This is a genomic window from Pseudomonas sp. PDM20, from assembly GCF_014852575.3.
Lineage (GTDB): Bacteria > Pseudomonadota > Gammaproteobacteria > Pseudomonadales > Pseudomonadaceae > Pseudomonas.
In genome coordinates, this window is sequence record NZ_CM181224.1 from 2,374,634 (window position 1) to 2,399,665 (window position 25,032).

The following is a 25,032-nucleotide window of genomic DNA, read 5'->3' on the forward strand; positions in this document are numbered from 1 at the left end:
GTCGTTCTTGTTGTAGTGGGCTTGCTTGACGATCAGGAGTCAGGCGGTCAGTTGGTTACCAGAGCGGCAGCACGTAGCTGAGGATCAGGCGGTTCTCGTCCAGGTCGTTGCCGAAGTGGCTGGAGCGCACCGTCGCATTGCGCCACTTCACGCCGACGTTCTTCAGCGGGCCGCTCTGCACCACGTAGCCGATATCGGTGTCGCGTTCCCATTCCTTGCCTTCGGGCTTGCCCGCGCCCAGCTCGATGCTGTCGCCGGACAGGTAGCGCGTCATGAAGGTCAGGCCGGGAACCCCGAGGGCGCCGAAGTCGTAGTCGTAGCGAGCCTGCCAGGACTTCTCGTCGCGGTTGGCGAAGTCGCCGATCTGCACGAAGTTGACCAGGAAGGCGTCTGTGCCGCCGATGTAGGCGAAGCCGGTGTCGCCGCTCATTTTCTGGTAGCCGGCGCCGAAGCCGTGGCCGCCCAGCGTGTAGGTGAGCATCGCGCCGAAGGCGCGGTTGTCGACGTTGCTGTGGCCGTCGTCGTCGGAACGCGCGTAGCGCAGATCGGTCTTCAGCGACTGGCCGGCAGCGACGGGCAGCACGTGCACCAGGTTGACGATGTGCTGGTCGTAGAGCCCGTCGAGCTTGGCGTAGCTGTAGCCGGTGGTGAGTTGCGGCGTCCACTTGTAGCTCAGGCCGGCGAAGTCGAACTGGTCGCTGGTGTCGGTGGCGACGATGCCGCGCGCGCTGCCGCTGGTGACGGTCATGTCCTCGCGGTTGGACGAGTCGCGCTGGCTCACCTGGCGCAGGCGGCCACCGTCGAAGGTCAGGCCGGCGAACTCGGCGGAATTCAGGTGCGCGCCTTCGAAGGTCTGCGGCAGCAGGCGCGAATCGTTGGCCAGCACGGTGGGCAGCTTGGGCAACAGGGTGCCGATCTTCAGCGTGCTTTTTGAGGCGCGCAGCTTGGCGGTCAGGCCCAGCTCGCTGTAGTCGTCCGGCGCGCCGTTGACCTTGTCCTTGGCGCGCGGCAGCAGGCCGGAGCCGGCGCGGTCGGGGCTGGAATCCAGCTTCACGCCGAGCAGGCCGAGGGCATCCACACCCACGCCGATGGTGCCTTCGGTGTAGCCGGATTCGTAGCGCAGCAGAAAGCCCTGCGCCCATTCGTCCTGCTTGGACTGCGCGGCGTTGTCCTGGCGGAAGTCGCGGTTGAAGTAGAAGTTGCGCAGTTCGACGCTGGCCTTGCTGTCGGCAAGAAATTCGGCGAAGGCCTGGGGCGAAAGGACGAGGGTGGAACCGAGGGCGGCCAGAATGGCGGTACGGCTCATCGGGTGATCTCCTGGCGCGGCGCCGTGTGCGAAGCGGGACTAGCCGTGGTGTCCGCTGGGGTCTGTTCGCGTTCGGGCAGCGTTGATTGTTGTTATGTCGGCTGTGCGGCGCGAAGGCCGCGAGAGGCGACATAGCCAGGACCGTGCCAGGATTGTAACTATATGATTTTCAAGTCTTATTTTGAGAAAATCGACTGCTGATGGGTATCGTTTGTCTCTGAATGGAGACGGATTTCCGCAAGGCTATGCCAGGGGGCAGTGATTTTGTGGAGAAACTGGCTTGTCTCGTTTTTGAGACTTGTCTCTGTTTCGGGATTGGCGGGTCAGGATTGCAGACCCAGTGTCGCCATCTTCTTGTACAGGGTGGAACGGCCCAGTCCGAGGCGCTGCGCGGCGGCGTCGACGTTGCCGGCCTGCTCGGCCAGGGTGTTGGCGATCAGCTCGCGCTCGAAGGCATCCCGTGCCGCATAGAAATCCTGCCCTTCGCCCAGCCTGGCTGACGGCGCTGCTGTGCCGACCGGCAACGGTTGCAGCTCACCCAGCGCCGAGCGCAGGGCAGCGGCATCGATCTGCGGGCGGTCGCCCAGCAGCACGGTGCGCTCCAGCAGGTTGCGCAGTTCGCGCACGTTGCCCGGCCAGGCGTGCCGGGCAAGCAGGGCGAGGCCGCCGGCATCCAGCTCGAAGAGGGTCTGACGGTCGTCGCGCAGGCCGTCGAGGATGGCTTCGCACAGCGCCGGCAGGTCTTCCAGGCGCTCACGTAGCGGCGGAATCTCGATGGGCAGGACGTTGATGCGGTAGAACAGGTCGGCGCGGAAACGCCCTTCGCGCACGGCGGCGTCGAGGTCGATGGAGGTGGCCGCGATCAGGCGGATGTCGCTGCGCAGCACCTCGTTGGAGCCCACCGGCTCGAATTCCTTTTCCTGCAGCACGCGCAGCAGCTTGCTCTGCAGGGTCAGCGGCATGTCGCCGATCTCGTCGAGGAACAGCGTGCCGCCCTGGGCGATCTGCAGCTTGCCGGCGCGGCCCTTGCGGTCGGCGCCGGTGAAGGCGCCCGGTGCGGTGCCGAAGAACTCGGCTTCCAGCAGGGTCTCGGGGATGGCGGCGGCGTTGAGGCTGACGAAGGGTTTGTCTGCGCGTGGCGAAGATGCGTGGATGGCATGGGCGAGCAGTTCCTTGCCGGTGCCGGTCTCGCCCAGCAGCAGGATCGGCGCCTCGCTGGCGGCGCCGCGGCGGGCGCGGCGCTTCACTTCCAGGCTGGCCGGGCTGGTGCCGATGAAATGCGCGAAGCTGTACTTGGCCTGGCGCGCCTGCAGCAGCGAGCGGGTCGAGGCCAGTTCGGCCTGCATGCGCTGGTAACGGGTGAGCAGCGGCGAGAGTGCGCGCAGTTCGTCGAACAGGGCGAAGCCGATGCCGCCGATGACCACGCCTGAATCGTCGCGGATCGGCACGCGCATGACCACCAGCGGGTCCTTGGCCATGTCGAGGATGTCCAGCAGCATCGGCCGGCCGCTGCTGACCACTTCGCGCATCAGGCTGCCGGGGATCACCTGTTCCACCGGGCGGCCGACGGCCTGCTCGGCGCTGTCCAGGCCGAAGCGCTGGGCGTAGCGCTGGTTGATCCAGACGATGCGCGCCTCGCGGTCGACTATCACCGTGCCTTCGCTGAACTGCTCGAAGATCTCGAACAGCGAGCGGATCGCCAGTTGGCGGACGCTGGGGTAGTCCTTGAGGCTGTCGGAATCGGTCATCGGGGGGCCGTGCGCGAGAAGGGCAGAGAGCGCACTGTACCGGGATGTGGAGATGAGGTCAGCCGGGTAGGGCGTTACCCGCCGATGGCCTGGCGGCGGATAACGCGTTCCGCTTTATGCGCCCTACGGTCTGCGCCGACTTCAGCGCTTGGACAGCTGCGCCTTGGCCACGCGGGAGCCGTTGGGCTTGTCGAGCACGGCGCAGATGCGCTGGCCGGCGTCGATCAGCAGGTCCAGGTCGATGCCGGTGTGGATGCCCAGGCCGTTGAGCAGGTAGAGCACGTCTTCGGTGGCAACGTTGCCGGTGGCGCCCTTGGCGTAGGGGCAACCGCCAAGACCCGCGACCGAGCTGTCGAACACCGCGATGCCTTCCAGCAGGCTCGCGTAGACGTTCGCCGTGGCCTGGCCATAGGTGTCGTGGAAGTGCCCGGCCAGTTGCGCGCGCGGCACGCGCTGGCCGACGACTTCGAACATGTGCCGGGTAGCGCCGGCGGTGCCGACGCCGATGGTGTCGCCCAGGGAAACTTCATAGCAGCCCATGGCGTGCAATTCCGCAGCGACGGCAGCAACCTGTTCCGCGTCCACCTCACCCTGGTAGGGGCAGCCGAGCACGCAGGAGACGTAGCCGCGCACGCGCACGCCGTGCTGGCGCGCGGCTTCCATCACCGGCACGAAGCGCTCCAGGCTCTCCTTGATCGAGCAGTTGATGTTCTTCTGCGAGAAGGCCTCGGAGGCGGCGGCGAATACCGCGACTTCCTTCACCTGCGATTCCAGTGCGGCCTCGAAGCCCTTCAGGTTCGGTGCCAGCGCGGCGTAGGTGACGCCGGCCTTCTGCTGGATGCCGGCGAAGACTTCGGCCGAGCCGGCCATCTGCGGCACCCACTTGGGCGAGACGAAGCTGCCGACCTCGATGTAGCTCAGGCCGGCGGCGGTGAGGTCGTCCACCAGGCGCACCTTGTCGGCGACGGCGATGGGCTGTTTCTCGTTCTGCAGGCCGTCGCGCGGGCCGACTTCGACCAGGCGGACGGATGGGGGCAGGGTCATGGAATGTCCTCGTTGGGTTCACGCGAAGGGCGGTGCTTTCTGCAGGAGCGAGCTTGCTCGCTCCTGCAAATGCGGCATCAAGCGGAAGTCGTGTAGGGCGCATAAAGCGGAACGCTTTATCCGCCATTGTCTGGCGGCGGATAACGCTGGCGCGTTATGCGCCCTACAAAAGCCGGCGTCAGGCCGACGCCTCCTCCAGCTCCACCAGCGCCGTACCTTCCGACACCAGTTCGCCTTCGCTGCAATACAGCGATTTCACCACGCCAGCGTGCGGCGCGCGAATGCTGTGTTCCATCTTCATCGCTTCGAGCACCACCAGCGCGGCGCCGGCTTCGACGCTCTGGCCGGGTTCGACCAGGATGCGCACGATGCTGCCGTTCATGGGCGCGCCCAGGCCACCCTGGTGCGAGTGCGCGGCTTCGGCCTCGGCGATAGGGTCGAAGCGTTGCACGCTGACCAGCTCGCCGTTCCATTCCAGGTAGAGGCTGTCGCCACGGCGGATCACCTGGTGACGGCGGCGGATGTCGCCGTCCTTCACGTCCAGATACTGGCCGTCCAGATTCGCAATGCGCTGGCCATCAGCGTGGCGCAGGCGCACGACATGCGACTCGCCCTTGGCCAGCAGGTGTAGGTCGGTTTCCCCCGGCAGGCCACTGCGCCAGCCGCTCTGGGCGGACCATGGCGAATGGGCATCGTCGCCACGCACGCGGGCGGCTTCGCTCTGCACCCAGGCTTCGGCGGCGAGCTGCCAGAAACGTTCGGGCAGGGCGGTGGCCGCGGGCAGCAGGTCATCCTGGTAGCGGCCGATGAAGCCGGTATCCAGCTCGCCCTCGGCGAAGGCCGGGTGGGCCAGCACGCGGCGCAGGAAAGCCAGGTTGGTCTTGAAGCCGCCGACGGCGGTTTCGCCGAGCATCGACAGCAGGCGCTGGCGCGCTTCCTCGCGGTTCTCGCCCCAGGCGATCAGCTTGGCCAGCATCGGGTCGTAGAACGGCGAGATGTCGTCGCCCTCGCGGATGCCGCTGTCCACCCGGCGGCCGGGGCCGGCGGCGGGTTCGCGGTACAGCGCGAGGTGGCCGCTGGCAGGCAGGAAGCCGCCCTCGGGGTCTTCGGCGTAGAGGCGCACTTCGATGGCGTGGCCGATCAGCGGCACCTGTTCCTGGGTGATCGGCAGCGGTTCGCCACGGGCAACGCGAATCTGCAGGGCGACCAGGTCGAGGCCGGTGATGGCTTCGGTGACCGGGTGCTCCACCTGCAGGCGGGTGTTCATTTCCATGAAGAAGAACTGGCCGCTGCCTTCGTCGTAGAGGAACTCCACGGTGCCGGCGCCGACGTAGCCGATGGCCTGGGCGGCGCGCACGGCGGCCTCGCCCATGCCCTGGCGCAGTTCCAGGGAGAGGCCCGGAGCCGGCGCTTCTTCGACCACTTTCTGGTGACGACGCTGGATCGAGCAGTCGCGTTCGTTGAGGTACAGGCAGTTGCCGTGCTGGTCGGCGAATACCTGGATTTCCACGTGGCGCGGCTTGGTCAGGTACTTCTCCACCAGCATGCGCGAGTCGCCGAAACCGGACTGTGCTTCACGCTGGGCGGACTCCAGCGCCTCGGCCAGTTCGGCCTCGCGCTCGACCACCTTCATGCCCTTGCCACCGCCACCGGCGGCGGCCTTGAGCAGCACCGGGTAGCCGATGCGCTCGGCCTCGCGCTGGAAGGTCGCATAGTCCTGCGCCTCGCCGTGGTAGCCGGGTACCAGTGGCACGCCGGCGGTTTCCATCAGCGCCTTGGCGGCGGACTTGCTGCCCATGGCGTCGATGGCGCTGGCCGGCGGGCCGAGGAACACCAGTCCGGCCTCTTCGCAGGCGCGGGCGAAGCCGGCGTTCTCCGAAAGGAAGCCATAGCCGGGGTGGATGGCCTGGGCGCCGGCGGCTTTCGCGGCGGCCAGCACGGCGTCTGCGCGCAAGTAGCTTTCAGCGGGTTTGGCGCCGCCCAGGTCGATGGCGATATCCGCCTCTTCGACGTGGCGGGCGTTGCGGTCGGTGGCGCTGTGCACGGCCACGGTGGTCAGGCCCAGGGCCTTGGCGGTGCGCATCACGCGGCAGGCGATCTCGCCGCGGTTGGCCACCAGCAGGGTATCGATCTTCTTCATCAGACTTGCTCCTGCCAGGCCGGTTTGCGTTTTTCCAGGAAGGCGCGCAGGCCTTCCTGCCCTTCGGGGCTGATGCGGATGCGGGCGATGGCGGCTTCGGTGTAGCGGCGGCGCTCGGGCGTGAGTTCGCCGGCGCCGATTTCGTGGAACAGCGCCTTGCAGGCCACCAGGGCCGCCGGACTGTTGTTCAGCAGGTTGGCGATCCAGGCGTCGGCTTCGTCATCCAGGTCGGCGGCCGGGTAGTGCTCGTCCACCAGGCCCAGTTCGCGGGCGCGCAGGCCGCTGAAGCGTTCGGCAGTCATGGCGTAGCGGGTGGCGGCACGCTGGCCGATGGCCTTGGTGACGAACGGGCCGATGGTCGCGGGGATCAGGCCGATGCGCACTTCGGACAGGCAGAACTGCGCGTCCTCGGCGGCCAGCGCCATGTCGCAGCAGGCCACCAGCCCGACGCCACCACCGAAGGCCGCGCCCTGCACGATGGCGAGGGTCGGCTTGTTCAGCTGGTGCAGGTTGTAGAGCAGTTCGGCGAGCTGCTGGGCGTCGTTGAGGTTGCCCTGGTAGTCCAGCTGCACGGATTCCTGCATCCACGCCAGGTCCGCGCCACCGCAGAAGTGCCGGCCGCGGCCGCGCAGCACGACCAGGCGCACGCGCTCGTCGCTGGCCACGGCAGCCAGCGCCTGGATCAGCTCGGCGATGGTCTGGGCGTTGAAGGCGTTGTTCTTCTCCGGGCGGTTCAGCCAGAGAGTGGCGACGCCGCGCGGGTCGATATCAAGCTCAATGTTCTGATAGTCGGTCATGGCTGCGGCCTTACATGCGGAAGACGCCGAAGCGCGTGGCTTCGACAGGCGCGTTGAGCGAGGCGGAGAGGGCCAGGCCGAGCACGTCGCGGGTCTGCGCCGGGTCGATGACACCGTCATCCCACAGGCGCGCGCTGGAGTAGTAGGGGTGACCCTGGCGCTCGTACTGTTCGAGGATCGGCGCCTTGATCTTCGCCTCGTCCTCGGCCGACAGCGCGTTACCGGCGCGTTCGGCCTGCTCGCGCTTGACCTGGGCGAGCACGCCGGCGGCCTGCTCGCCACCCATCACGCCGATCCGCGCGTTGGGCCACATCCACAGGAAGCGCGGGTCGTAGGCGCGGCCGCACATGCCGTAGTTACCGGCGCCGAAGCTGCCACCGATGATCACGGTGAACTTCGGCACCTGGGCGCAGGCCACCGCGGTGACCAGCTTGGCGCCGTGCTTGGCGATGCCGCCGGCCTCGTACTTCTGGCCGACCATGAAGCCGGTGATGTTCTGCAGGAATACCAGCGGGATGCCGCGCTGGCAGGCCAGTTCGATGAAGTGCGCGCCTTTCTGCGCGGCCTCGGCGAAGAGGATGCCGTTGTTGGCGAGGATCGCCACCGGGTAGCCGTGCAGGTGGGCGAAGCCGCACACCAGGGTGGTGCCGAACAGCGCCTTGAACTCGTCGAATTCGCTGCCGTCGACCAGGCGGGCGATGATCTCGCGCACGTCGAAGGGCTGCTTGCTGTCCACCGGGATCACCCCGTACAGCTCGTCGCTGGCGTACAGCGGGGCGCGCGGAGCTCGGGTGTTGAGCTGGCCCTGCTTGCTCCAGTTGAGGTTGGCGATGCAGCGGCGGGCGATGGCCAGCGCGTGCTCGTCGTCCTCGGCGTAATGGTCGGCCACGCCGGAGGTCTTGCAGTGCACGTCGGCGCCGCCCAGGTCCTCGGCGCTCACCACTTCACCGGTGGCGGCCTTCACCAGCGGCGGGCCGGCGAGGAAGATGGTGGCCTGGTTGCGCACCATGATGGTCTCGTCGCTCATCGCCGGCACGTAGGCGCCGCCGGCGGTGCAGGAGCCCATCACCACGGCGATCTGCGGGATGCCCTGGGCGCTCATGTTGGCCTGGTTGAAGAAGATGCGGCCGAAGTGTTCGCGGTCGGGGAAGACTTCGTCCTGGCGCGGCAGGTTGGCGCCGCCGGAGTCCACCAGGTAGATGCACGGCAGGCGGTTCTGCTGGGCGATGGTCTGGGCGCGCAGGTGCTTCTTCACGGTCAGCGGGTAGTAGCTGCCGCCTTTCACCGTGGCGTCGTTGCCGACGATCATGCATTCCACGCCTTCCACGCGGCCGATGCCGGCGACCACGCCGGCGGCGGCGACGTCTTCGCCGTACACGTCATGGGCGGCGAGGGCGGAGACTTCGAGGAAGGGCGAGCCGGCGTCGAGCAGGCGGTTGATGCGTTCGCGCACCAGCAGCTTGCCGCGCGCGGTGTGCTTGGCCTGGGCGGCGGCGCCGCCGCCTTCATGGACGCGGCCGAGGACGGCGCGCAGGTCCTGGACGTTCTCCAGCATGGTCGCGGCGTTGGCGGCGTATTCCGGGGAACGGGTGTTGAGTTGGGTGCCGAGGATGGTCATGGCGTCTCCACGTGCGAAGGGCAGGTAGGATGGGTGGAGCCTGCGATACCCATCGCAGGTCAAGCTGATGGGTATCGCTTCGCTCCACCCATCCTACGAATCGGCGAGTTAGGCTTAACGGGTCTCGTTGAACAGCTCGCGGCCGATCAGCATGCGGCGGATTTCGCTGGTGCCGGCGCCGATCTCGTAGAGCTTGGCGTCGCGCAGCAGGCGGCCAGTGGGGAACTCGTTGATGTAGCCGTTGCCGCCCAGGATCTGGATGGCGTCCAGGGCCATCTGGGTGGCGCGCTCGGCGGTGTAGAGGATCACCCCGGCGGCGTCCTTGCGGGTGGTCTCGCCACGGTCGCAGGCCTGGGCCACGGCATAGAGGTAGGCGCGGCTGGCGTTGAGCTGGGTGTACATGTCGGCGACCTTGCCCTGGATCAGCTGGAACTCGCCGATGCTCTGGCCGAACTGCTTGCGGTCGTGGATGTAGGGGACGATCACGTCCATGCAGGCCTGCATGATGCCGATCGGGCCACCGGCGAGGACGACGCGCTCGTAGTCCAGGCCGCTCATCAGCACCTTCACGCCGCCGTTGACTGCGCCCAGTACGTTCTCTTCCGGCACTTCCACGTCATCGAAGAACAGCTCGCAGGTGTTCGAGCCGCGCATGCCCAGCTTGTCGAACTTGCTGCCACGGCTGAAGCCTTTCCAGTCGCGCTCGACGATGAACGCGGTGATGCCGTGGGCGCCTTTCTCCGGCTCGGTCTTGGCGTAGATGACGTAGGTGTTGGCGTCCGGGCCGTTGGTGATCCAGGTCTTGCTGCCATTGAGGACGAAGCGGTCGCCGCGCTTCTCGGCGCGCAGCTTCATCGACACCACGTCGGAGCCGGCGTTGGGCTCGCTCATGGCCAGGGCGCCGATGTGCTCGCCGCTGATCAGCTTGGGCAGGTACTTGGCCTTCTGCTCGGCGTTGCCGTTGCGCTTGATCTGGTTGACGCACAGGTTGGAGTGCGCGCCGTAGGACAAGCCGACCGAAGCCGAGCCACGGCTGATTTCCTCGATGGCGATGACGTGGGCCAGGTAACCCATGTTGGCGCCGCCGTACTCCTCAGCGACGGTGATGCCGAGCAGGCCCATGTCACCGAACTTCTTCCACATGTCCATGGGGAACAGGTTGTCGGCGTCGATCTGCGCGGCGCGCGGGGCGAGTTCGCTGGCGACGAAGCCCTGCACCTGCTCGCGCAGCATGTCGATGGTTTCGCCGAGGCCGAAGTTGAGGGAGGGGTAGCTCATGGGATCACCTGTACTTGTATTTGTAATCTGATGGGTGAATGGACCTGCTGCGCGTCGGCCATGCTGCGTTGAAAGCCGCCGAGAACTGCTCATTTACAAGCGTAAACTCCGCGTTCTCGGCGCCTTTCGCCTTGCCTGGCTCTAGCTCGCGAGGCCCAGGAGATTGTCTTAAACCGGCACGCGCTGCTTGCGGGGTTTGTCGGTCTCGGCCATGGCCGCCAGGCAGCGCTCCTCGGCCGTGTCCAGTTCCAGTTTCATCTGCTCGATGTCGAGCAACTGCTGTTCCAGCTGTGCGCGGCGCGCGGTGATCTTGTCGAGGAAGGTCTGCAGCTGCTTGGTGTTGCCGCTGCTGGGGTCGTAGAGGTCGATCAGCTCCTTGCACTCGGCCAGCGAGAAGCCGATGCGCTTGCCGCGCAGGATCAGCTTCAGTGCCACCAGGTCCTTCGCGCTGTAGACGCGCTCCTGGCCGCGACGCTCGGGGCTGAGCATTTCCTGCTCCTCGTAGAAGCGGATGGCGCGGGTGGTGACGTCCAGTTCGCGGGCAAGCTCGGAGATGGTGTAGGTCGTGGCCATGGGAATGCTCTTGCTAGGTCGTTTACCTTTACGTTAACGTAAACCTGCCTTGAGTCAGTGTCAATACAACTCGAAGGCGGCGTAGGAAGGGGGAGTGGCGCGGGAATTGCCTGCTGCTCCCTACTAGACTTTCCTACCTGGGGCTTCCCCTTTACTGACGCCGTCTGCGGGTGTACACAGCCCTGACCAGCCTGCGAGTTCCGCGCCCCGACATCCCTGAAAAGGGGCACGGAACCTACCGGAGCGATGCATGACTACAAGAACAATAAGCAGCGACCTGCTGCGTGAAGCCCACCTGGCCCGTGAACGCCTGCAACAGGAAGGCGAAGTCCCCAGCGGCGTGCTCCGCGAGGAAATCGACGCCTCCTGGCGGCGCAGTGTCGGCCATGGCCTGGACTGCGCCAGCGGCACCGAGCACGGCCTCGATACGCGGGTGAAGCCCGACGTGCTGCTGGCCGGCAACCGCCTGCTGCTCGACGCCGCCACCCCCGAACTCGACTACCTGCAACAGCGCCAGGGCCACGACGGCGTGATCATCCTGGCCAACGCCGACGCCACCATCCTCTGTGTCGAAGGCGCCCGCGAGCGCATGCAGAGCAAGGGCCTGGCCGACATCGTCCAGGGCGCCTGCTGGAGCGAAGCCTCGCGCGGTACCAACGCCCTGGGCACCGCGCTGGTAGAGAAGCGCGCCACGCAGATCGACTGCGGCGAACACTTCCTCGATCGCCTGAGCCGTTTCTCCTGCACCTCGGTGCCCATCGAGGGGCCGCAGGGCACACTGCTCGGTGTGCTCGACATGACCCGTGAAGGGCCGCTCTCCGGCCCGCGCGAAAGCCTCTCGCTGCTCAGTCTCGCGGTGTTCCAGATCGAGGCGCGGCTGTTCGCCGTCAGCCATCCGGGGCAGGTGGTGATCGCCTTCCATTACCGTCGCCAGTACCTCGATTCCGCCTGGCAGGGCTTGCTGGCGCTGGGGCTGGACGGCAAGGTACTGGCCGTCAGCGGCCAGGCTTGCCAACTGCTTGGTGCCAACCGAGAGAGCCTGGTGGGCCGGCGCAGCGAGGATTTCCTCGGCCTGCGCGGCGACCAGCTGCTCGGCCGCCTCTACCAGGGCGGCGTCGGCAGCCTGCAGACGCCCAAGGGCGAGCTGTTCTACAAGACGCTGCAAGCGCCGCTGCGCAGCCACGCGGTGCCGGTCAGCGCCCGCGCGCCGCGCCCGGCCGCCGGCCCCGAACTCGAAGCCCTCGCCGGCAGCCACCCGCGCTACGCCCGCGCCCTGCGCATGGCGCGCCAGGGTCTGGTGAACGAACTGCCGGTGTTGCTGCTGGGTGAAACCGGCAGCGGCAAGGAAGTGGTCGCCCGCGCCCTGCACCAGGCCAGCGCGCGCAGCGACAAACCCTTCGTCGCGGTGAACTGCGCGGCGATCCCCGAGGGCCTGATCGAATCTGAACTGTTCGGCTACCGCGACGGCGCTTTCACCGGCTCGCGGCGCGGCGGAATGGTCGGCCGGCTGCAGCAGGCCCATGGCGGCACGCTGTTCCTCGACGAAATCGGCGACATGCCGCTGGCCCTGCAGGCGCGCCTGTTGCGCGTGCTGCAGGAGCGCAAGGTGGCGCCGCTGGGCGCGGGCGAGGAACAGGACATCGACGTCGCGCTGATCTGTGCGACCCACCGCGACCTCAAGCGCCTGGTGGAGGAAAAGCACTTCCGCGAGGACCTCTACTACCGCGTCAACGGCATCAGCGTGAAGCTGCCGGCGCTGCGCGAGCGCGACGACCTCGCCGAGCTCGCCACTGGCTTGCTGGCGCGCCTGGGCGCGCCGAAGGTCAAGCTCTCCGCCGAGCTGCTCGGCCTGCTGCGCGAGTACCACTGGCCGGGCAACATCCGCCAGCTGGAGATGGTCCTGCGCACCGCGCTGGCCATGCGCGAGGAGGGCGAGGAGGAACTGGCCCTCGAGCACCTGCCCGACAGCACCCTGGACGAACTCGCCGCCGGCGAGCGCCCGCAGAGCGGCAGCATCCGCGAGAACGAACTGGAGCTGATCCGCCAGGCACTGGAGCGCCACCAGGGCAACGTCTCCGCCGCCGCCGACGCACTGGGTATCAGCCGCGCCACGCTGTACCGCAAGCTCAAGCAACTCAAGGTGGGCTGATGTTCTTCACCCGCCTTATCGACACCGAGGACCCGCAGCAGCTCAAGGCCTCGCTGCGCTGGCTGTACGGCTTCGTGCGGCCGCACAAGACCGCCATTGCCGGCCTGCTCGGGTTGTCTTTCTGTGCCTCGATCCTGGTGCTCGCGCAGCCCTGGCTGACCAAGACGCTGATCGACGACGGCCTGCTGGCGAGGGATTTCCCGGTGCTGGTGATGGTGGCCGGCGCGATGATCGTCGTCGGCCTGGTCGGCACGGCGTTGTCCGGCCTGAACCGCTACCTGCACACGCGCCTGTCCGGACGCATCCTGTTCTCCCTGCGCGACGCGCTGTACCGCCACCTGCAGACGCTCTCGCCGAGCTTCTTCGGCCGCCGCCGCATCGGCGACCTGATGTCCCGGCTCGACGGCGACGTCGCCGAGATCCAGCGCTTCGCCGTGGACTCGCTGTTCTCCGCGGTCTCCAGCGTGATCGGCCTGGTCGGCGCGCTGGTGCTTCTGCTGACCCTGTCATGGAAGCTTTCGCTGCTGGTGGCGCTGCTGATTCCGCTGGACGTGCTCTGGCTGCGCTGGATGCGGCGCAAGGTGGAGCGCGAGGCGCGGGGCCTGCGCGAGCGTTCGGCAGACCTGTCGTCGTTCTTCGTCGAGACGCTGCCGGCGATGAAATTCATCCAGTCCGCCGGCCAGCAATCCCGCGAATCCGGGCGCCTGGAAGGCCTGGGGCAGGGCTACCTCGGCCAACTGCTGCGCCTGCAACTCACCGAGTTCTTCACCCAGGCGGTGCCCGGCACGCTGATGTCCCTGTCCCGCGCCTGCGCCTTCCTGGTCGGCGGTTACTGGGTGGTGCAGGGCACCTGGCAGCTCGGCTCGCTGATCGCTTTTTCCACCTACCTGGGCATGGCCATCGGGCCGGTGCAGAGCCTGCTCGGCCTGTACGTCGCGCTGCAGCGCATGACCGTCAGCCTCGGCCGGGTAATGGAGCTGCGTGGCGAGGAAGCGACCATCGTTTCGCCCGCCGCGCCGCGACCGATGCCGGCGGTGGGCGAGCTGCGCCTGGAGAATCTGCACTACGCCTGGCCTGGCCGTGTGCAGCCGGTTTTACAGGATGTGCAGGCGGTGATTCCCGCCGGCCTCAAGGTTGCCCTGAGCGGCCCGTCCGGGGTCGGCAAGAGCACCCTGATCGATCTGCTGCAACGCTTCTACGACCCCGACCAGGGGCGCATCCTGCTCGACGGCATCGACCTGCGCGAACTCGACCTGCACGCCCTGCGCCGGCGCGTGGCGGTGGTCAGCCAGGACATCGTGCTGTTCCGCGGCAGCCTCGCCGACAACCTGGCCTACAGCGCGCCCGAGTCGAGCCGCGAGGCCATCGACAGGGCCGCCCGCGCGGCGCAGCTGGACAGCCTGATCGCCAGCCTGCCCGAAGGCCTCGACAGCCCCCTGGGCGAACGGGGTCAGCAGCTTTCCGGCGGCCAGAAGCAACGCATCGCCATCGCCCGCGCGCTGTTGCAGGACCCGCTGATCCTGGTGCTCGACGAAGCCACTTCGCAGGTGGACGAGAGCACCGAGCGCGAGGTGATCGCGGCTATCGACCGACTGTTCGCCGGGCGCACGCGGCTGCTGATCAGCCACCGCACCTCGACCCTGGCCGCCGCCGACCTGCACCTGGAGTTGCAGGATGGGCAGATGCGTGTGCGTGAGGCGCAGCTGGTGCAGCAGCATGAGGCCTGAACTGCGGGTTGGAGTGGTCGACAGTGGTTTTGCCGAGGCTCAATCCGCGAGCGTCAGCGGTGCGCGGCGGTTCTTCCTGACTGATGACGGTCATGCTGACGGCGAGCCTGTGGTGGATGCACTGGGCCACGGCAGCGTCGTCTGCGAAGCGATTCTTTCCCAGGCGCCCGAAGCTCGCCTTTCCGTCGCCCAGGTCTTCGATGAGCGTGGCGTGACCAGCCCGCTGCAGATCGCCGCCGCGCTGCACTGGCTCGGCGAGCAGGGTGTGCGGCTGATCAACCTGAGCCTGGGCGTGCGCCAGGACCGGCCGATCCTGCGCGAAGCCGTGACGGAGCTGATCGAGGCCGGCGTACTGGTTTGCGCGTCCAGCCCGGCGCGGGGCGAGCCGGTGTTCCCGGCAAGCTACGCGGGGGTGATCCGGGTGACCGGCGATGCCCGTTGCGGCGAGGGCGAGTGGTCCTGGCTGGACAGCCCGCAGGCCGATTTCGGTGCGGCGGTGAAGGTGGGCGGGCGCTCCGGTGCGAGCCTGGGATGCGCGGCATTCGCTGGGCATCTGGCGGCGTTGCTGGCGGAGCGGCCGGAGTTGTCGAATGTTCAGCTCGTCGAGCTGATGCGGGCGCAGGCGGCTTTTCGGGGGATTGAGCGGAGGGTGGGGTTGTGAGTGGAGGTCGAGTCCGTCCTCCTCACCCCAGCCCTCTCCCGGAGGGAGAGGGGGCCGTCCTCCGTAGGGGCTCATCTCTGGCGTTTGTCCATTGCTATCGGCGTGCGCAGAAACCTCCAAAAGCACCGAACAGTCCCCTCTCCCTCTGGGAGAGGGTTAGGGTGAGGGCATCCGGAGCATGACTGATCTCCCCATCCTGATCCTCGGTGCCGGCCCGGCCGGAGCGGCGGTCGGCCTCGGCCTGCGCCGTCTCGGACACCCCGTCACCGTGATCAGTGAATGGCGTCGCTTCGCTGCGGTGGAAGGTGTGTCCCAGCGCGTGCTGGAAGGTCTGCGCAATTCCGGCCTGCAGCGCGCACTGGCGTGCGCCGCGCCGCCGTCGCAACGGCGCGTGCACTGGAACGGCGTGGCAAGCGCGCAGAACATCGAATGCGTCCTCGACCGCCCGCGCTTCGATGCCGGGCTGCGCGAGGACCTGAAGCAAGCCGGCGTCGAACTGATCGAAGCCCAGGTGCTGACCGTGGCGGAAGAAGCCCCCGGCTGGCGGGTAAAGCTCGAAGGCGGCCGCGAAGTGCAGGGCGCCTTTCTGGTCGAGGCCCGCGGCCGGCAGGCGCCGCTGAACCAGAAGGGCAGCAAGGCCCGGCGCGGCCCGGAAACCCTCAGCCTGCTCAATCGCTGGCAGGGCGCGCCTGGCCCGCTGGCGACGGCGGTGGAAAGCCTGGCCGATGGCTGGGCATGGATGGCGCGGCTGGAGGACGGGCGCTGCTACTGGCAGCTCACCCTGGATGTTGCCTGCAGCCAACTGCCGCCCCGCGAGCAGTTGCTGGACTACTGCCGCGAGCGCCGCGCCGCGTCGACGCTGGTCCGACAGTTCTTCGGCGATGCCGCCGAGCACGAGCTGGACCTGCACGCCCGCAGCAGCACGGCGATCCTCTGCCTGGAAGCCTGTGGCGACTACTGGATTCGCGTGGGCGATGCGGCGATGGCCGTGGACCCGCTGTCCGGCAATGGCATCTTCCAGTCGCTGTCCTCGGCCCTGCAGGCGCCGCTGGTGATCAACACGCTGCTGCGCGCGCCGGAGCGGGCGGAGTTGGCCAAGCGCTTCCATCAGCAGCGGGTCGAGCAGTTGTTCCTGCGCTTCGCCCGTGTCGGCCGCGACTTCTATGCCAGCGAAACGCAGTGGGCCGATCTGCCGTTCTGGCAGGCGCGCCGCGCCTGGCCCGACGAGCAGCCGAGCCACATGTCGGCGGACTTCGCCAGCCTGCGTATCGAGCGCGCTCCCGTGTTGAAGGGTGAGTTCGTCGACGAGGCGGAAGTGGTGGTCAGCGCCGATCAGCCGCTGGGCATCTGGCACCTCGACGGGCTGGAGCTGGCGCCCTGGCTGCGGCGGTTGCGCGCGGAGCCCGAGGCCCAGGTGCTGGCAGACCTGCCGCCGGAGCGCCGCCGGGCCTTCCAGGGCTGGCTGCTGTCCCAGGGATATCGTCCGCGATCCTGATTGCGCAGCCCCCGTCATGGCGGATAGCGCCGCTGGCGTTATGGGTCCGCTGGACGTTCGCGTGAGGGCTCTTCGCAGGATGGCGTGGAGCGAAGCGATACCCATCAATTCCTGGGAGGGGTCGCTCGATGGGTATCGCAAGCTCCACCCATCCTACTCCGGCGCTAGCCGGTGACTGGGTGTGGCGGATAACACCGTAGGCGTTATGCGCCCTACGGATCTGTTTTTTGTCCCAGGGCTATCGACTGCAGCTTTAACCACTTCACGGAATTTCGAGGCCGCGTCGGGCGATGATGACCGGCTGACCGATGGAGAATCCCATGGCCTTCCTGCGATCCGCTTTCGCCCTGTCGCTGATCCTGCTGACGCTCTTCGATACTTCGCTCGCGGCCTCGACGTCGGCGACCGATAGCGCCAGCGCCGAACGCTTCCTGCGCCGGCTGTACGCCAGCTATACGCCGGACGGCCCGGGCGTGCCGAACCCGACATTGAAGGAAGAGGACGTCTACGATGCCTCGCTGATCGCACTGATGAAGGCTGACCAGGACGCCGCCGATGGCGAGTTGGGCTACCTCGGTGGCGACCCTTTGTGTGATTGCCAGGACTGGGGCGATATCAAGGTGAAGTCGCTGGCGTTCACTCCGGTGGACGACGAGCGCATCAAGGCACGGGTAGTGCTCAAGGATGCCCTGACGGGGGAGGATCGCGATCTCGGCCTGTTGCTGCATCGCACGGCTGGCGGCTGGCTCGTCGAAGACTGCTTCAACGAGCAGGGCAGCCTGGCCGAGAACCTGCGGCATAGCACCCTGGAGCTGCTGCAGCTGAAGAAGGACGCGAGCAAGCCCTGACGTACATTGTAGGAGCGGTGTGGGCGTTGTGACGCGCAATAAAAAAGGCCCCTCGAAGGGGCCTTTTTTGTGGGGCGACTTACTTGCGGTCGATCCACACGGTCTGCGGGTTGGTGAACTCGCGCAGGCCGAAGTGCGACAGCTCGCGACCGAAGCCGCTCTTCTTCACGCCGCCGATCGGTACGCGGGGATCGGAGGCGGAGAAGCCGTTGATGAACACGCCGCCGCTGACCAGGCGACGGGCCATGTGCTGGGCCTTGGCCTTGTCGGCACTCCAGATCGCGCCGGAGAGGCCGAACTCGCTGTCGTTGGCCAGCTCCAGGGCGTGCTCGGCGTCTCGGGCGACGATCAGCGAAGCGACGGGGCCGAAGATTTCCTTCCTGAACGCGGTGTTGCCCGGTTTTACGTCGGCCAGCACGGTCGGTGCGTAGTAGTTGCCTTCGCCTTCGAGCTTGTGGCCGCCCAGCAGCAGGGTGGCGCCATCGGCGATGGCCTGCTGTACCTGGCCGTCCAGTTCGTCACGCAGGTCGAAGCGGGCCATCGGGCCGACGAAGGTGTCGTCCGCCAGCGGGTCGCCAATCTTCAGCGCCTTGACGGCTGCCAGCAGCTTCTCGGTGAAGGCCGGGGCGATGGATTCTTCGAGGATCATGCGCTTGGCGGCGATGCAAACCTGGCCGCAGTTGCCGAAGCGGCTGGCGACGGCGGCTTTCACGGCGGCATCGAGGTCGGCGTCGGCGAGCACGATGAAGGCGTCGGAACCGCCCAGCTCCAACACGCACTTCTTCAGCGCGGCACCGGCCTGGGAGGCGATGGCGGCGCCGGCGCCGACACTGCCGGTCACGGCGATGGAAGCGATGCGGTCATCGGCGATGGCCTTGGAGACCAGCGGCGGCTCGACGTTCAGCACCTCGAACACGCCTTCGGGCAGGCCGGCCTGCAGCCACGCGTCGCGCAGCTGATAGGCGCAGCCCATGACGTTCGGCGCGTGCTTGAGGACGTAGGTGTTGCCGCCCAGGATGATGCTCACCGCGCCACGCATGACCTGCCAGGTGGGGAAGTTCCACGGCATCACGGCCAGCACCGGGCCCAGCGGCAGGTAGGAGATGTACGCGCCTTCGATGCTGGTCTTCTCGTCTTCGAGCATGGCCGGGCCGTTGTCGGCGTACCACTCGCAGAGGTTGGCGCACTTGTTGATCTCGCCACGGGCCTGGGTGACCGGCATGCCCATTTCCTGGGCTTCCATGCGGGCCATCGGCTCGACGTTGGCGCGCAGGACTTCGGCCATCTTGCGCAGCACGGCGACACGTTCGGCGATGCTGGTGTCGCGCCATTGGCGGAACGCGGCATCGGTGTGGGCCAGCGAGGTTTCCAGCTGGGCGGCGTCTTCGAAGGTGTAGCGGGCCAGTTCCTGGCCGGTGGCGGGGCTGCGGGAGATGGCAGCGGGGATGGCGGCGATCTGGTTCATGGTGAGTCCTGCTTGTTCTAGGGGGGGGCGCAAGGCCGGTCGTTCGTCCGGGCGCGGTGGCTCCGGGATGGCGCAGAAATTAAGATGCGCAACCATTCATGTAAAATGAATAATCAAGAAAGACTCTTTCTCTCGGAGAGAATTATGGACCTCACCCAGCTGGAAATCGTCCGCGCCGTCGCCAACGAGGGCAGCATCACCGCCGCCGCGGCCCGTCTACACCGCGTGCCTTCCAACCTGACCACGCGGATCAAGCAGCTGGAAGCGGAGCTGGGCACCGAGCTGTTCATCCGCGAGAAGCTGCGCCTCCGTCTGTCGCCTACCGGCCGCAGCTTCCTCGAATATGCCGAGCGCATCCTCGATCTGGTGGAAGAGGCCCGGCAGGTGGCGGTGGGCGCCGAGCCCCATGGCGGCTTCTCCCTGGGTTCGATGGAGAGCACGGCGGCGGTGCGCATTCCCGAGATGCTGGCGCGCTATCACCAGCAGTGCCCGAAGGTGCAGCTGGACCTGTCTACCGGCCCCTCAGGCGAGATGATCGACGGCGTGCTCTCCGGCCGTTTCATCGCCGCCTTTGCCGATGGCCCGGCCAACCATCCGCAACTGGACGGCAAGCCGGTGTACCGCGAGGAGCTGGTGCTGATGAGTGCCAAGCACCATGCACCGGTGCATGACGCGCGGGACGTGGCGGGGGAGACGGTGTTCGCCTTCCGCGACACCTGCTCCTACCGCAAGCGCCTGGAAGGCTGGTTCGCCGAGCACCGCGTGGTGCCGGGCAAGATCATGGAGATGGAGTCCTACCACGGCATGCTCGCCTGCATCGCGGCGGGCGGCGGCGTGGCGATCATCCCGCGGGCGATGTTCGAAAGCCTGGCTGGCGGGCGCAACGTGGCGATCCATCGCCTGGCGCCGCAGCATGCCGACGCGACGACCTGGCTGTTCTGGCGGCGCGGCACCGATACGCCGGCGCTGCGGGCATTTATCGGACTACTGGATGCGCCCCTGTCCGAGGCTGAAGTGGCCTGAGCGCGGGACTTCGCGCGCGCCGTTTCGCCAGCGTTACGTAACGCCGTCGAGACAGCGGTTAAAAATTCACCAGGGCCTCTTGCAGCGGCTTGGCGCTGCGCTAACGTGAGTTTCTCTGTTCGTCGTGCGAAGGCGGGAAACACCCTTCGCGGCAGGGCGTTTTTCCCGCTGACCTTCTGCCCGGAGCGCATGATGGAGACACGCAGCAAGAGACGACGCGCCAATACCCTGCAGATCACCCTGATGGGGGCGGGGCTGATGCTCCTCGCCCTGACCCTTGCGGTCGCCCTGGTCGGCCTGTGGCCGCAGTCCTACCCGCAGTTTCCTCGCGCCGGCGCAGTGGGCGACCCCGGCGTGCAATGCCTGGTCGGCTGGTGTCCTGGCCCGGACGCGCGGCTGCTGGTGATGGTCATGGTCGCAGGCGCGCTGGGCAGTTTCGTCCATGTCGCGAAGTCCTTCGGCGACTTCGTCGGCAACGACCGCTTCATGGCCAGCTGGATCTGGTGGTACCTGCTCAAGCCCTGCATCGGCATGGCGCTGGCGCTGATGCTCTACCTGATCGTGCGCGCGGTGGTGCTCACGGTGAGCGGCGCCAGCGAACCGGCCAGCGTCAATCTCTATGGGCTGATGGCCATGGCCGCTCTGGTGGGGATGGCGTCCAAGCAGGGTACCGACAAGTTCGCCGTCCTCCTTGATGCGCTATTTCGCATCCGCCATCCGGCCGGTGACGCGCGGCGCAAGGACCCGCTGGAAAACCCCCTCGCCGTTATCACCGAAGCACAGCCGCCGGTCCTCGATGCCCAGTCGCTCTACGTCACCCTGCGTGGCAAGGGTTTCAGCCGTGGCGCGCGGGTGCAGGTGAATGGAAAGGAGCGCGAAACGTCGCTGGCCGACAGTTCGCGCCTGGCCTTCCAGCTGTTGCCCGAGGATGTCGCCGTTGGCGGCAGCCTGGCCGTGGTGGTGGTCAACCCGCCGCCGGGTGGTGGTCCTTCTGCGTCGCTGATGCTGGAAGTGAGCGCGCCGCCGCAGGCCGAAGCGGAATCAGAGCCGCCGCACGCTGGTCCGGTGGCGATGGTGGTGGCTTCGGCCGAAGAAGACTCTGCGGTGGCGCTGCACTGAAGTTGCCCTTGGCTGGCAAGAACGAAAAAGGCCCCGGAAGGGGCCTTTTTCATGGGCGTCTGACTGAGCGTCAGGCGCTGCTGTTTTCCGCCTCTCGTCGTGAGGGGCGGGGTGCTGGCGCGTGGTGGTTGTCGTGATCGTCCTTGATCAGCGGAACCTCGTTGCCCTTGGCGTCGTACAGCTTGCCGTTCTGGAAGTAGTCGCCGTCGTTCAGCGCGGCGATGTCCTGATAGCGCAGGGTGCGCTCGCTGGCGGCGACGAACACCGACTGCTGGTCCGAGTTGCCAGTCTTGAAGTGGTTGAACAGCAGGTTGAGAACGATGGCCATGATCGCGGCCGAGCTGATGCCCGAGTGGAAGATGGTGGCGAACCAGCTGGGGAAATGCTCGTAGAAGCTCGGGGCGGCGATCGGGATCATGCCGAAGCCCAGGGAGGTGGCGACGATGATCAGGTTCATGTTGTTGCGGTAGTCCACGAAGGACAAGGTGCGAATGCCGCTGGCAGCTACGGTGCCGAACAAGACGATGCCGGCGCCACCGAGAACGGATGTGGGCACCGCAGCGATCACCCGGCCCATCACTGGCAGGAGGCCGAGAGTCACCAGGATCAGGCCGCCGGTGGCGACCACGTAGCGGCTCTTCACGCCGGTCACGGCCACCAGGCCGACGTTCTGGGCGAAGGCGCTCTGGGTGAAGGAGCCGAAGATCGGCGCCACGATGCTGGAGGCCATGTCCGCGCGCAGGCCGTTGCCCAGGCGCTTGGAGTCGACCTTGGTGCCGATGATTTCACCGACGGCGAGTATGTCCGCCGAGGTTTCCACCAGGGTCACCATGATCACCAGCAGCATCGAGATGATGGCGGCGACGTGGAAGGTCGGCATGCCGAAATGGAAGATCGTCGGGAAGGCAACCATCGGGCCTTCGGCCACACGGGAGAAGTCGGTCATGCCCAGGGCAGCGGCGATCAGGGTGCCGATTACCATGGCCAGCAGGATCGATAGACGCGAGATAGTTGCGCTGCCCAGCTTGCTCAGCAGCAGGACGATCACCAGGGTCATGGCCGCCAGGCCGATGTTGCTCATGCTGCCGAAGTCGGGCGCCTTGGAGTTGCCACCCATGGCCCAGCGCGCCGCCACCGGCATCAGCGTCAGACCAATGGTGGTGATCACGATACCGGTCACCAGGGGCGGGAAGAACTTGGTGATGCGCGAGAAAATCGGCGTGATCAGGAAGCCGATCAGCGACGCCACCATGACTGCGCCGAGCACGGCAGGCAGGCCTCCGCCTTCATAACCGCCGCCCAGGATGGCGATCATGGTGGCCACACCGGCGAAGGACACGCCTTGCACCAGCGGCAACTGACAACCGAAGAAGGGAAGACCGAGGGTCTGCAGCAAGGTGGCGAGGCCACCGGCGAAGAGAGAGGCTGCGATCAGCAGGCCGATCTCGCTGGGGGAGAGCCCGGCCGCCTGGCCGAGGATCAGGGGCACGGCGACGATACCGCCGTACATGGTCAGAACGTGTTGCAGGCCGTACGCCAGGTTGGCGCCGATTCCGAGGTTCTCGTCTTCCGGGCGTGCTCCGGCGGACGCTACAGCTGAACGATCATTCATGGCTGAGGACTCGCTTGTTTTTGTTGTGGGGCCACTGTAGACAAAGTCCGTGGTGAATATCCACTGTTTTGTATACATGTTTGCGGTCGATGGTCCGGAATCTGACCGGTCGGTTATGTGTTTTATCGGGGTGGATGGCTCTGCAATCGGCTTTCTGCATGAATTCCTGACCCGGAGTGTGTTGCACGAAATGTGTGCATGTTTGAATCCAAAAGCACCACTTGGCTGCATGCAAGTCTCTGAAAGACTCGTGCCGGCCACCTGTACACAGGTCATCGCAAATTGCGGGCCAGTGATGCGCCGTGCTCGCCGTCCTCCCCGGCGAAGGCTGCTCCTGCTATAACCGTCCGCCTTGGTTTTCGTTGGATTTCGAAAAGAGATGGCCCTCCCACCGCTGCACAGTTTCAGGGTGTTCGAAAGCGTGGCCCGCCTGGGCAGCCTGGCCGCGGCTGCTGTCGAGCTGCACGTCACCACGGGCGCGGTCAGCCAGCAGGTCAAGGCGCTGCAGGCCAGCCTGGGCGTGGAGCTGTTCGAGAAACGCGGCCGTCAGCTGGTGCTGACCGACAGCGGCCGCGAGCTGCAAAAGCGCGTGGCCAGTGCCATGGGCGAGATCACCGAGGCGGTCCAGGCGTTGCAGGCGGGAGTTCGGCTGGAAGAGGACAGGGTGGACATCTGCCTGTCGATCCCGCCGGCCGAAGGCGTGGAGTGGCTGACCCGGCCGCTGCTGCGCTTCATGGAGGAGTCGCGCTCGGTGCGGGTCAGCGTGATCACCGCGCCGGGCATGCCGCAGGTGGACTGGCGCCGCGCCGACGTGGCGGTGATCTACGGCACACCGCCCTGGCCGGGTGTCTGGTGGCGCCTGCTGCATGGCATCCGCATGACGCCGGTGTGCAGCCCGCAATACCTGCGCGGGCCGCTGGCCATCGTCGAGGCCGCCGATCTGGCGCGGCACCGGTTGCTGCATGAGGATGACGGCAGCCAGTGGCAGCAATGGCTGGCCGAGGCTGGATACAGTCGGGGTGGTGCCGAGGACATCCATTTCGAAGACTTCGGCATGGTCCTGCAGGCCGCGCGCGATGGTTTCGGCGTGGCGCTCAGCGATGAGACGGTGTCACAGCGCGACCTCGACGAAGGCCGGCTGGTGCGCCCGCTGCCGATCTCGGTGGCGGCGGTGCACAACTACTACGTGGTCTGCCCTGAGGCGAAACGCGAACGCCCGGAGGTCCGGGCGTTCATCGAGTGGTTGCTGTCGATCAGCGAGCCGGCTCAGTAGCCGTAACCGCGTCCATCGGTGAACTGGATATCGGTGAGGATGCTGATGTCCTTCTCCACTTTGTACAGCTCCGAGCTCCTGATCAGCTCCGGGTCGCTGAAGGCTTCGCCCTTGGCGCGGCCGGCCTGGATCTGCTGCATCTTGTCGCGCACCGCCACCACGTCGGCGTAGGTCATGGCCGGTACCTTGCTCGGGTCCTCGTCGGCGTGGGCGCCGTAGAGAGTGGTCTGCGGGTTGATCACCTTCAGCGTGGCGTCCAGCGAGGCGACGTAGTCCTTGAGATTCCCGGCCAGCAGCCAGGACGGATAGAGGTGGTCACCGGAGAGCAGGATGTTGTGCGCCTCATCGAGCAGCGCCACTTCGTCCGGGGTGTGGCCGGGCATGCTCAGCAGGCGCAGCTTGAGACCGCCCAGGTCGATCACCTCGTCGGGCTTCACCAGTCGCGAGACCTTGAAGGGCGCCAGGGTCATGTGGTCGATGTTGCCCAGGTAGACCGGCTCGGGCACCTGGTAGAGGCCGTCGGCACGGCGGAATTTCGCCGTGAAGGGCGTATCCACCAGGTAGATGCTCTGGAAGTTGTGCAGCCCGCCCAGGTGGTCGAAGTGCAGGTGCGAAGGTAGCACCGACAGCGGCTTGTCGGTGATCTGGCGGGCGACCTGGGTGATGTCTTCCTTCTGGTTGGCGCCGGAGTCGAACATCAGCGCCTGGTTCGCTCCCACCAGCAGGTACGAATAATTCTTCTGGTAGTAGTTCGGCTCGCCGATGGCGTAGAGGAAGTCCGTCAGCTTGTGTACCACGAAGGCCGGCTTTTCAGCCTTGGGGGCTTCGGCCTTGGGGGCTTCGGCGGCGGTCGTGGCGAAGGGCGCGCCGAGGAGTGTGGTGGAAGCCAGGGCCAGGGCTTTGATCAGCGTGCGCATGGGGCGCGAACCTCTTTCTCGTTGTTGTCGGGGGTGGCGGGTTGTCCGCCGGCCCATCTCACCGCTGGCGAGGGTGTACTTCAATGCACGATTTCTAAAGCCTCAGGCTGGCGTCCGGCTAAAGCATCCGCCGGCATGGTCCGTATCGCCTGCCAGAGCGGGGGGCGGGAAAGCGAAGCGGCAGCCGATCGGCTGCCTTGTCATATCCGACCATTCAACTATGACTTTCGGAGAGCCAT

Annotated in this window: 19 protein-coding genes; 8 read left to right on the plus strand and 11 right to left on the minus strand. The window is 66.8% G+C overall.

Going from position 1 to position 25,032, the window contains the following annotated elements; translation table 11 throughout:
- Nucleotides 1-55 precede the first annotated feature (55 nt).
- The 8 genes from IB261_RS11150 to IB261_RS11185 all read right to left on the minus strand — a co-directional run bounded on the left by IB261_RS11150 (nucleotide 56) and on the right by IB261_RS11185 (nucleotide 10,504).
- Nucleotides 56-1,306 (minus strand): OprD family porin, encoded by a 1,251-nt coding sequence (locus IB261_RS11150; protein ID WP_192383086.1) that lies wholly within the window; start codon nucleotides 1,304-1,306, stop codon nucleotides 56-58.
- A gap of 323 nt (nucleotides 1,307-1,629) precedes the next feature.
- A complete protein-coding gene (locus IB261_RS11155; RefSeq protein ID WP_192383085.1) occupies nucleotides 1,630-3,054 on the minus strand; it encodes a sigma-54 interaction domain-containing protein in 1,425 nt (474 codons plus the stop codon).
- 141 nt (nucleotides 3,055-3,195) lie between these two features.
- Nucleotides 3,196-4,098 (minus strand): hydroxymethylglutaryl-CoA lyase, encoded by a 903-nt coding sequence (locus tag IB261_RS11160; RefSeq protein ID WP_081516614.1) that lies wholly within the window; start codon nucleotides 4,096-4,098, stop codon nucleotides 3,196-3,198.
- A gap of 178 nt (nucleotides 4,099-4,276) precedes the next feature.
- Nucleotides 4,277-6,238, minus strand: a complete 1,962-nt coding sequence (locus IB261_RS11165; protein WP_192383084.1) for an acetyl/propionyl/methylcrotonyl-CoA carboxylase subunit alpha — start codon at nucleotides 6,236-6,238, stop codon at nucleotides 4,277-4,279.
- Nucleotides 6,238-7,035, minus strand: coding sequence for a gamma-carboxygeranoyl-CoA hydratase (locus IB261_RS11170; protein ID WP_138216247.1), 798 nt, complete (start codon nucleotides 7,033-7,035; stop codon nucleotides 6,238-6,240). The genes IB261_RS11165 and IB261_RS11170 overlap by 1 nt, the downstream gene beginning before the upstream one ends.
- A gap of 10 nt (nucleotides 7,036-7,045) precedes the next feature.
- Complete coding sequence (locus IB261_RS11175) at nucleotides 7,046-8,653, minus strand: carboxyl transferase domain-containing protein (RefSeq protein ID WP_151186620.1); 1,608 nt, start codon at nucleotides 8,651-8,653, stop codon at nucleotides 7,046-7,048.
- Nucleotides 8,654-8,767: 114 nt separating this feature from the next.
- The gene (locus IB261_RS11180; RefSeq protein WP_024765596.1) at nucleotides 8,768-9,931 is read right to left on the minus strand and encodes an isovaleryl-CoA dehydrogenase; all 1,164 of its coding nucleotides are present in this window, start codon (nucleotides 9,929-9,931) and stop codon (nucleotides 8,768-8,770) included.
- A gap of 168 nt (nucleotides 9,932-10,099) precedes the next feature.
- Nucleotides 10,100-10,504: a MerR family transcriptional regulator gene (locus tag IB261_RS11185; RefSeq protein ID WP_081516619.1), complete on the minus strand. Its 405-nt coding sequence runs from the start codon at nucleotides 10,502-10,504 to the stop codon at nucleotides 10,100-10,102.
- 250 nt (nucleotides 10,505-10,754) lie between these two features.
- Between IB261_RS11185 and IB261_RS11190 the strand changes: the two genes are divergently transcribed.
- The 5 genes from IB261_RS11190 to IB261_RS11210 all read left to right on the plus strand — a co-directional run bounded on the left by IB261_RS11190 (nucleotide 10,755) and on the right by IB261_RS11210 (nucleotide 17,384).
- Entirely contained in the window at nucleotides 10,755-12,653 is a 1,899-nt protein-coding gene (locus tag IB261_RS11190; RefSeq protein ID WP_192383083.1) for a sigma-54-dependent Fis family transcriptional regulator, read from the plus strand.
- Nucleotides 12,653-14,380: an ABC transporter ATP-binding protein gene (locus IB261_RS11195; protein WP_192383082.1), complete on the plus strand. Its 1,728-nt coding sequence runs from the start codon at nucleotides 12,653-12,655 to the stop codon at nucleotides 14,378-14,380. Before IB261_RS11190 ends, IB261_RS11195 begins: the two co-directional genes overlap by 1 nt.
- A complete protein-coding gene (qhpE, locus tag IB261_RS11200; protein ID WP_192383081.1) occupies nucleotides 14,370-15,041 on the plus strand; it encodes a subtilisin-like serine protease QhpE in 672 nt (223 codons plus the stop codon). The genes IB261_RS11195 and qhpE overlap by 11 nt, the downstream gene beginning before the upstream one ends.
- Nucleotides 15,042-15,219: 178 nt before the next feature.
- Complete coding sequence (qhpG, locus tag IB261_RS11205) at nucleotides 15,220-16,536, plus strand: flavin-dependent monooxygenase QhpG (protein ID WP_192383080.1); 1,317 nt, start codon at nucleotides 15,220-15,222, stop codon at nucleotides 16,534-16,536.
- 320 nt (nucleotides 16,537-16,856) lie between these two features.
- Nucleotides 16,857-17,384, plus strand: a complete 528-nt coding sequence (locus tag IB261_RS11210) for a DUF3828 domain-containing protein (RefSeq protein WP_192223016.1) — start codon at nucleotides 16,857-16,859, stop codon at nucleotides 17,382-17,384.
- 79 nt (nucleotides 17,385-17,463) lie between these two features.
- Here the strand turns inward: IB261_RS11210 and IB261_RS11215 are convergent, their stop codons facing one another.
- The gene (locus tag IB261_RS11215; RefSeq protein ID WP_192383079.1) at nucleotides 17,464-18,849 is read right to left on the minus strand and encodes an NAD-dependent succinate-semialdehyde dehydrogenase; all 1,386 of its coding nucleotides are present in this window, start codon (nucleotides 18,847-18,849) and stop codon (nucleotides 17,464-17,466) included.
- 144 nt (nucleotides 18,850-18,993) lie between these two features.
- On the opposite strand from IB261_RS11215, the gene ptrR reads away from it, so the two are divergent.
- Both ptrR and IB261_RS11225 read left to right on the plus strand, forming a co-directional pair.
- On the plus strand, nucleotides 18,994-19,872 hold the full coding sequence (ptrR, locus tag IB261_RS11220; RefSeq protein ID WP_081516626.1) for a putrescine utilization regulator PtrR: 879 nt from the start codon (nucleotides 18,994-18,996) through the stop codon (nucleotides 19,870-19,872).
- A gap of 192 nt (nucleotides 19,873-20,064) precedes the next feature.
- Nucleotides 20,065-20,991, plus strand: coding sequence for a choice-of-anchor Z repeating domain-containing protein (locus IB261_RS11225; protein ID WP_192383077.1), 927 nt, complete (start codon nucleotides 20,065-20,067; stop codon nucleotides 20,989-20,991).
- Nucleotides 20,992-21,061: 70 nt separating this feature from the next.
- Here the strand turns inward: IB261_RS11225 and IB261_RS11230 are convergent, their stop codons facing one another.
- Entirely contained in the window at nucleotides 21,062-22,603 is a 1,542-nt protein-coding gene (locus IB261_RS11230) for a nucleobase:cation symporter-2 family protein (RefSeq protein ID WP_168190470.1), read from the minus strand.
- 379 nt (nucleotides 22,604-22,982) lie between these two features.
- Here IB261_RS11230 and IB261_RS11235 point away from each other — a divergent pair, with 379 nt between their 5' ends.
- Nucleotides 22,983-23,876, plus strand: a complete 894-nt coding sequence (locus tag IB261_RS11235) for a LysR substrate-binding domain-containing protein (protein ID WP_151186628.1) — start codon at nucleotides 22,983-22,985, stop codon at nucleotides 23,874-23,876.
- Here IB261_RS11235 and IB261_RS11240 read toward each other — a convergent pair.
- Nucleotides 23,870-24,793, minus strand: coding sequence for an MBL fold metallo-hydrolase (locus IB261_RS11240; RefSeq protein ID WP_081516629.1), 924 nt, complete (start codon nucleotides 24,791-24,793; stop codon nucleotides 23,870-23,872). The genes IB261_RS11235 and IB261_RS11240 overlap by 7 nt on opposite strands.
- Nucleotides 24,794-25,032 lie beyond the last annotated feature (239 nt).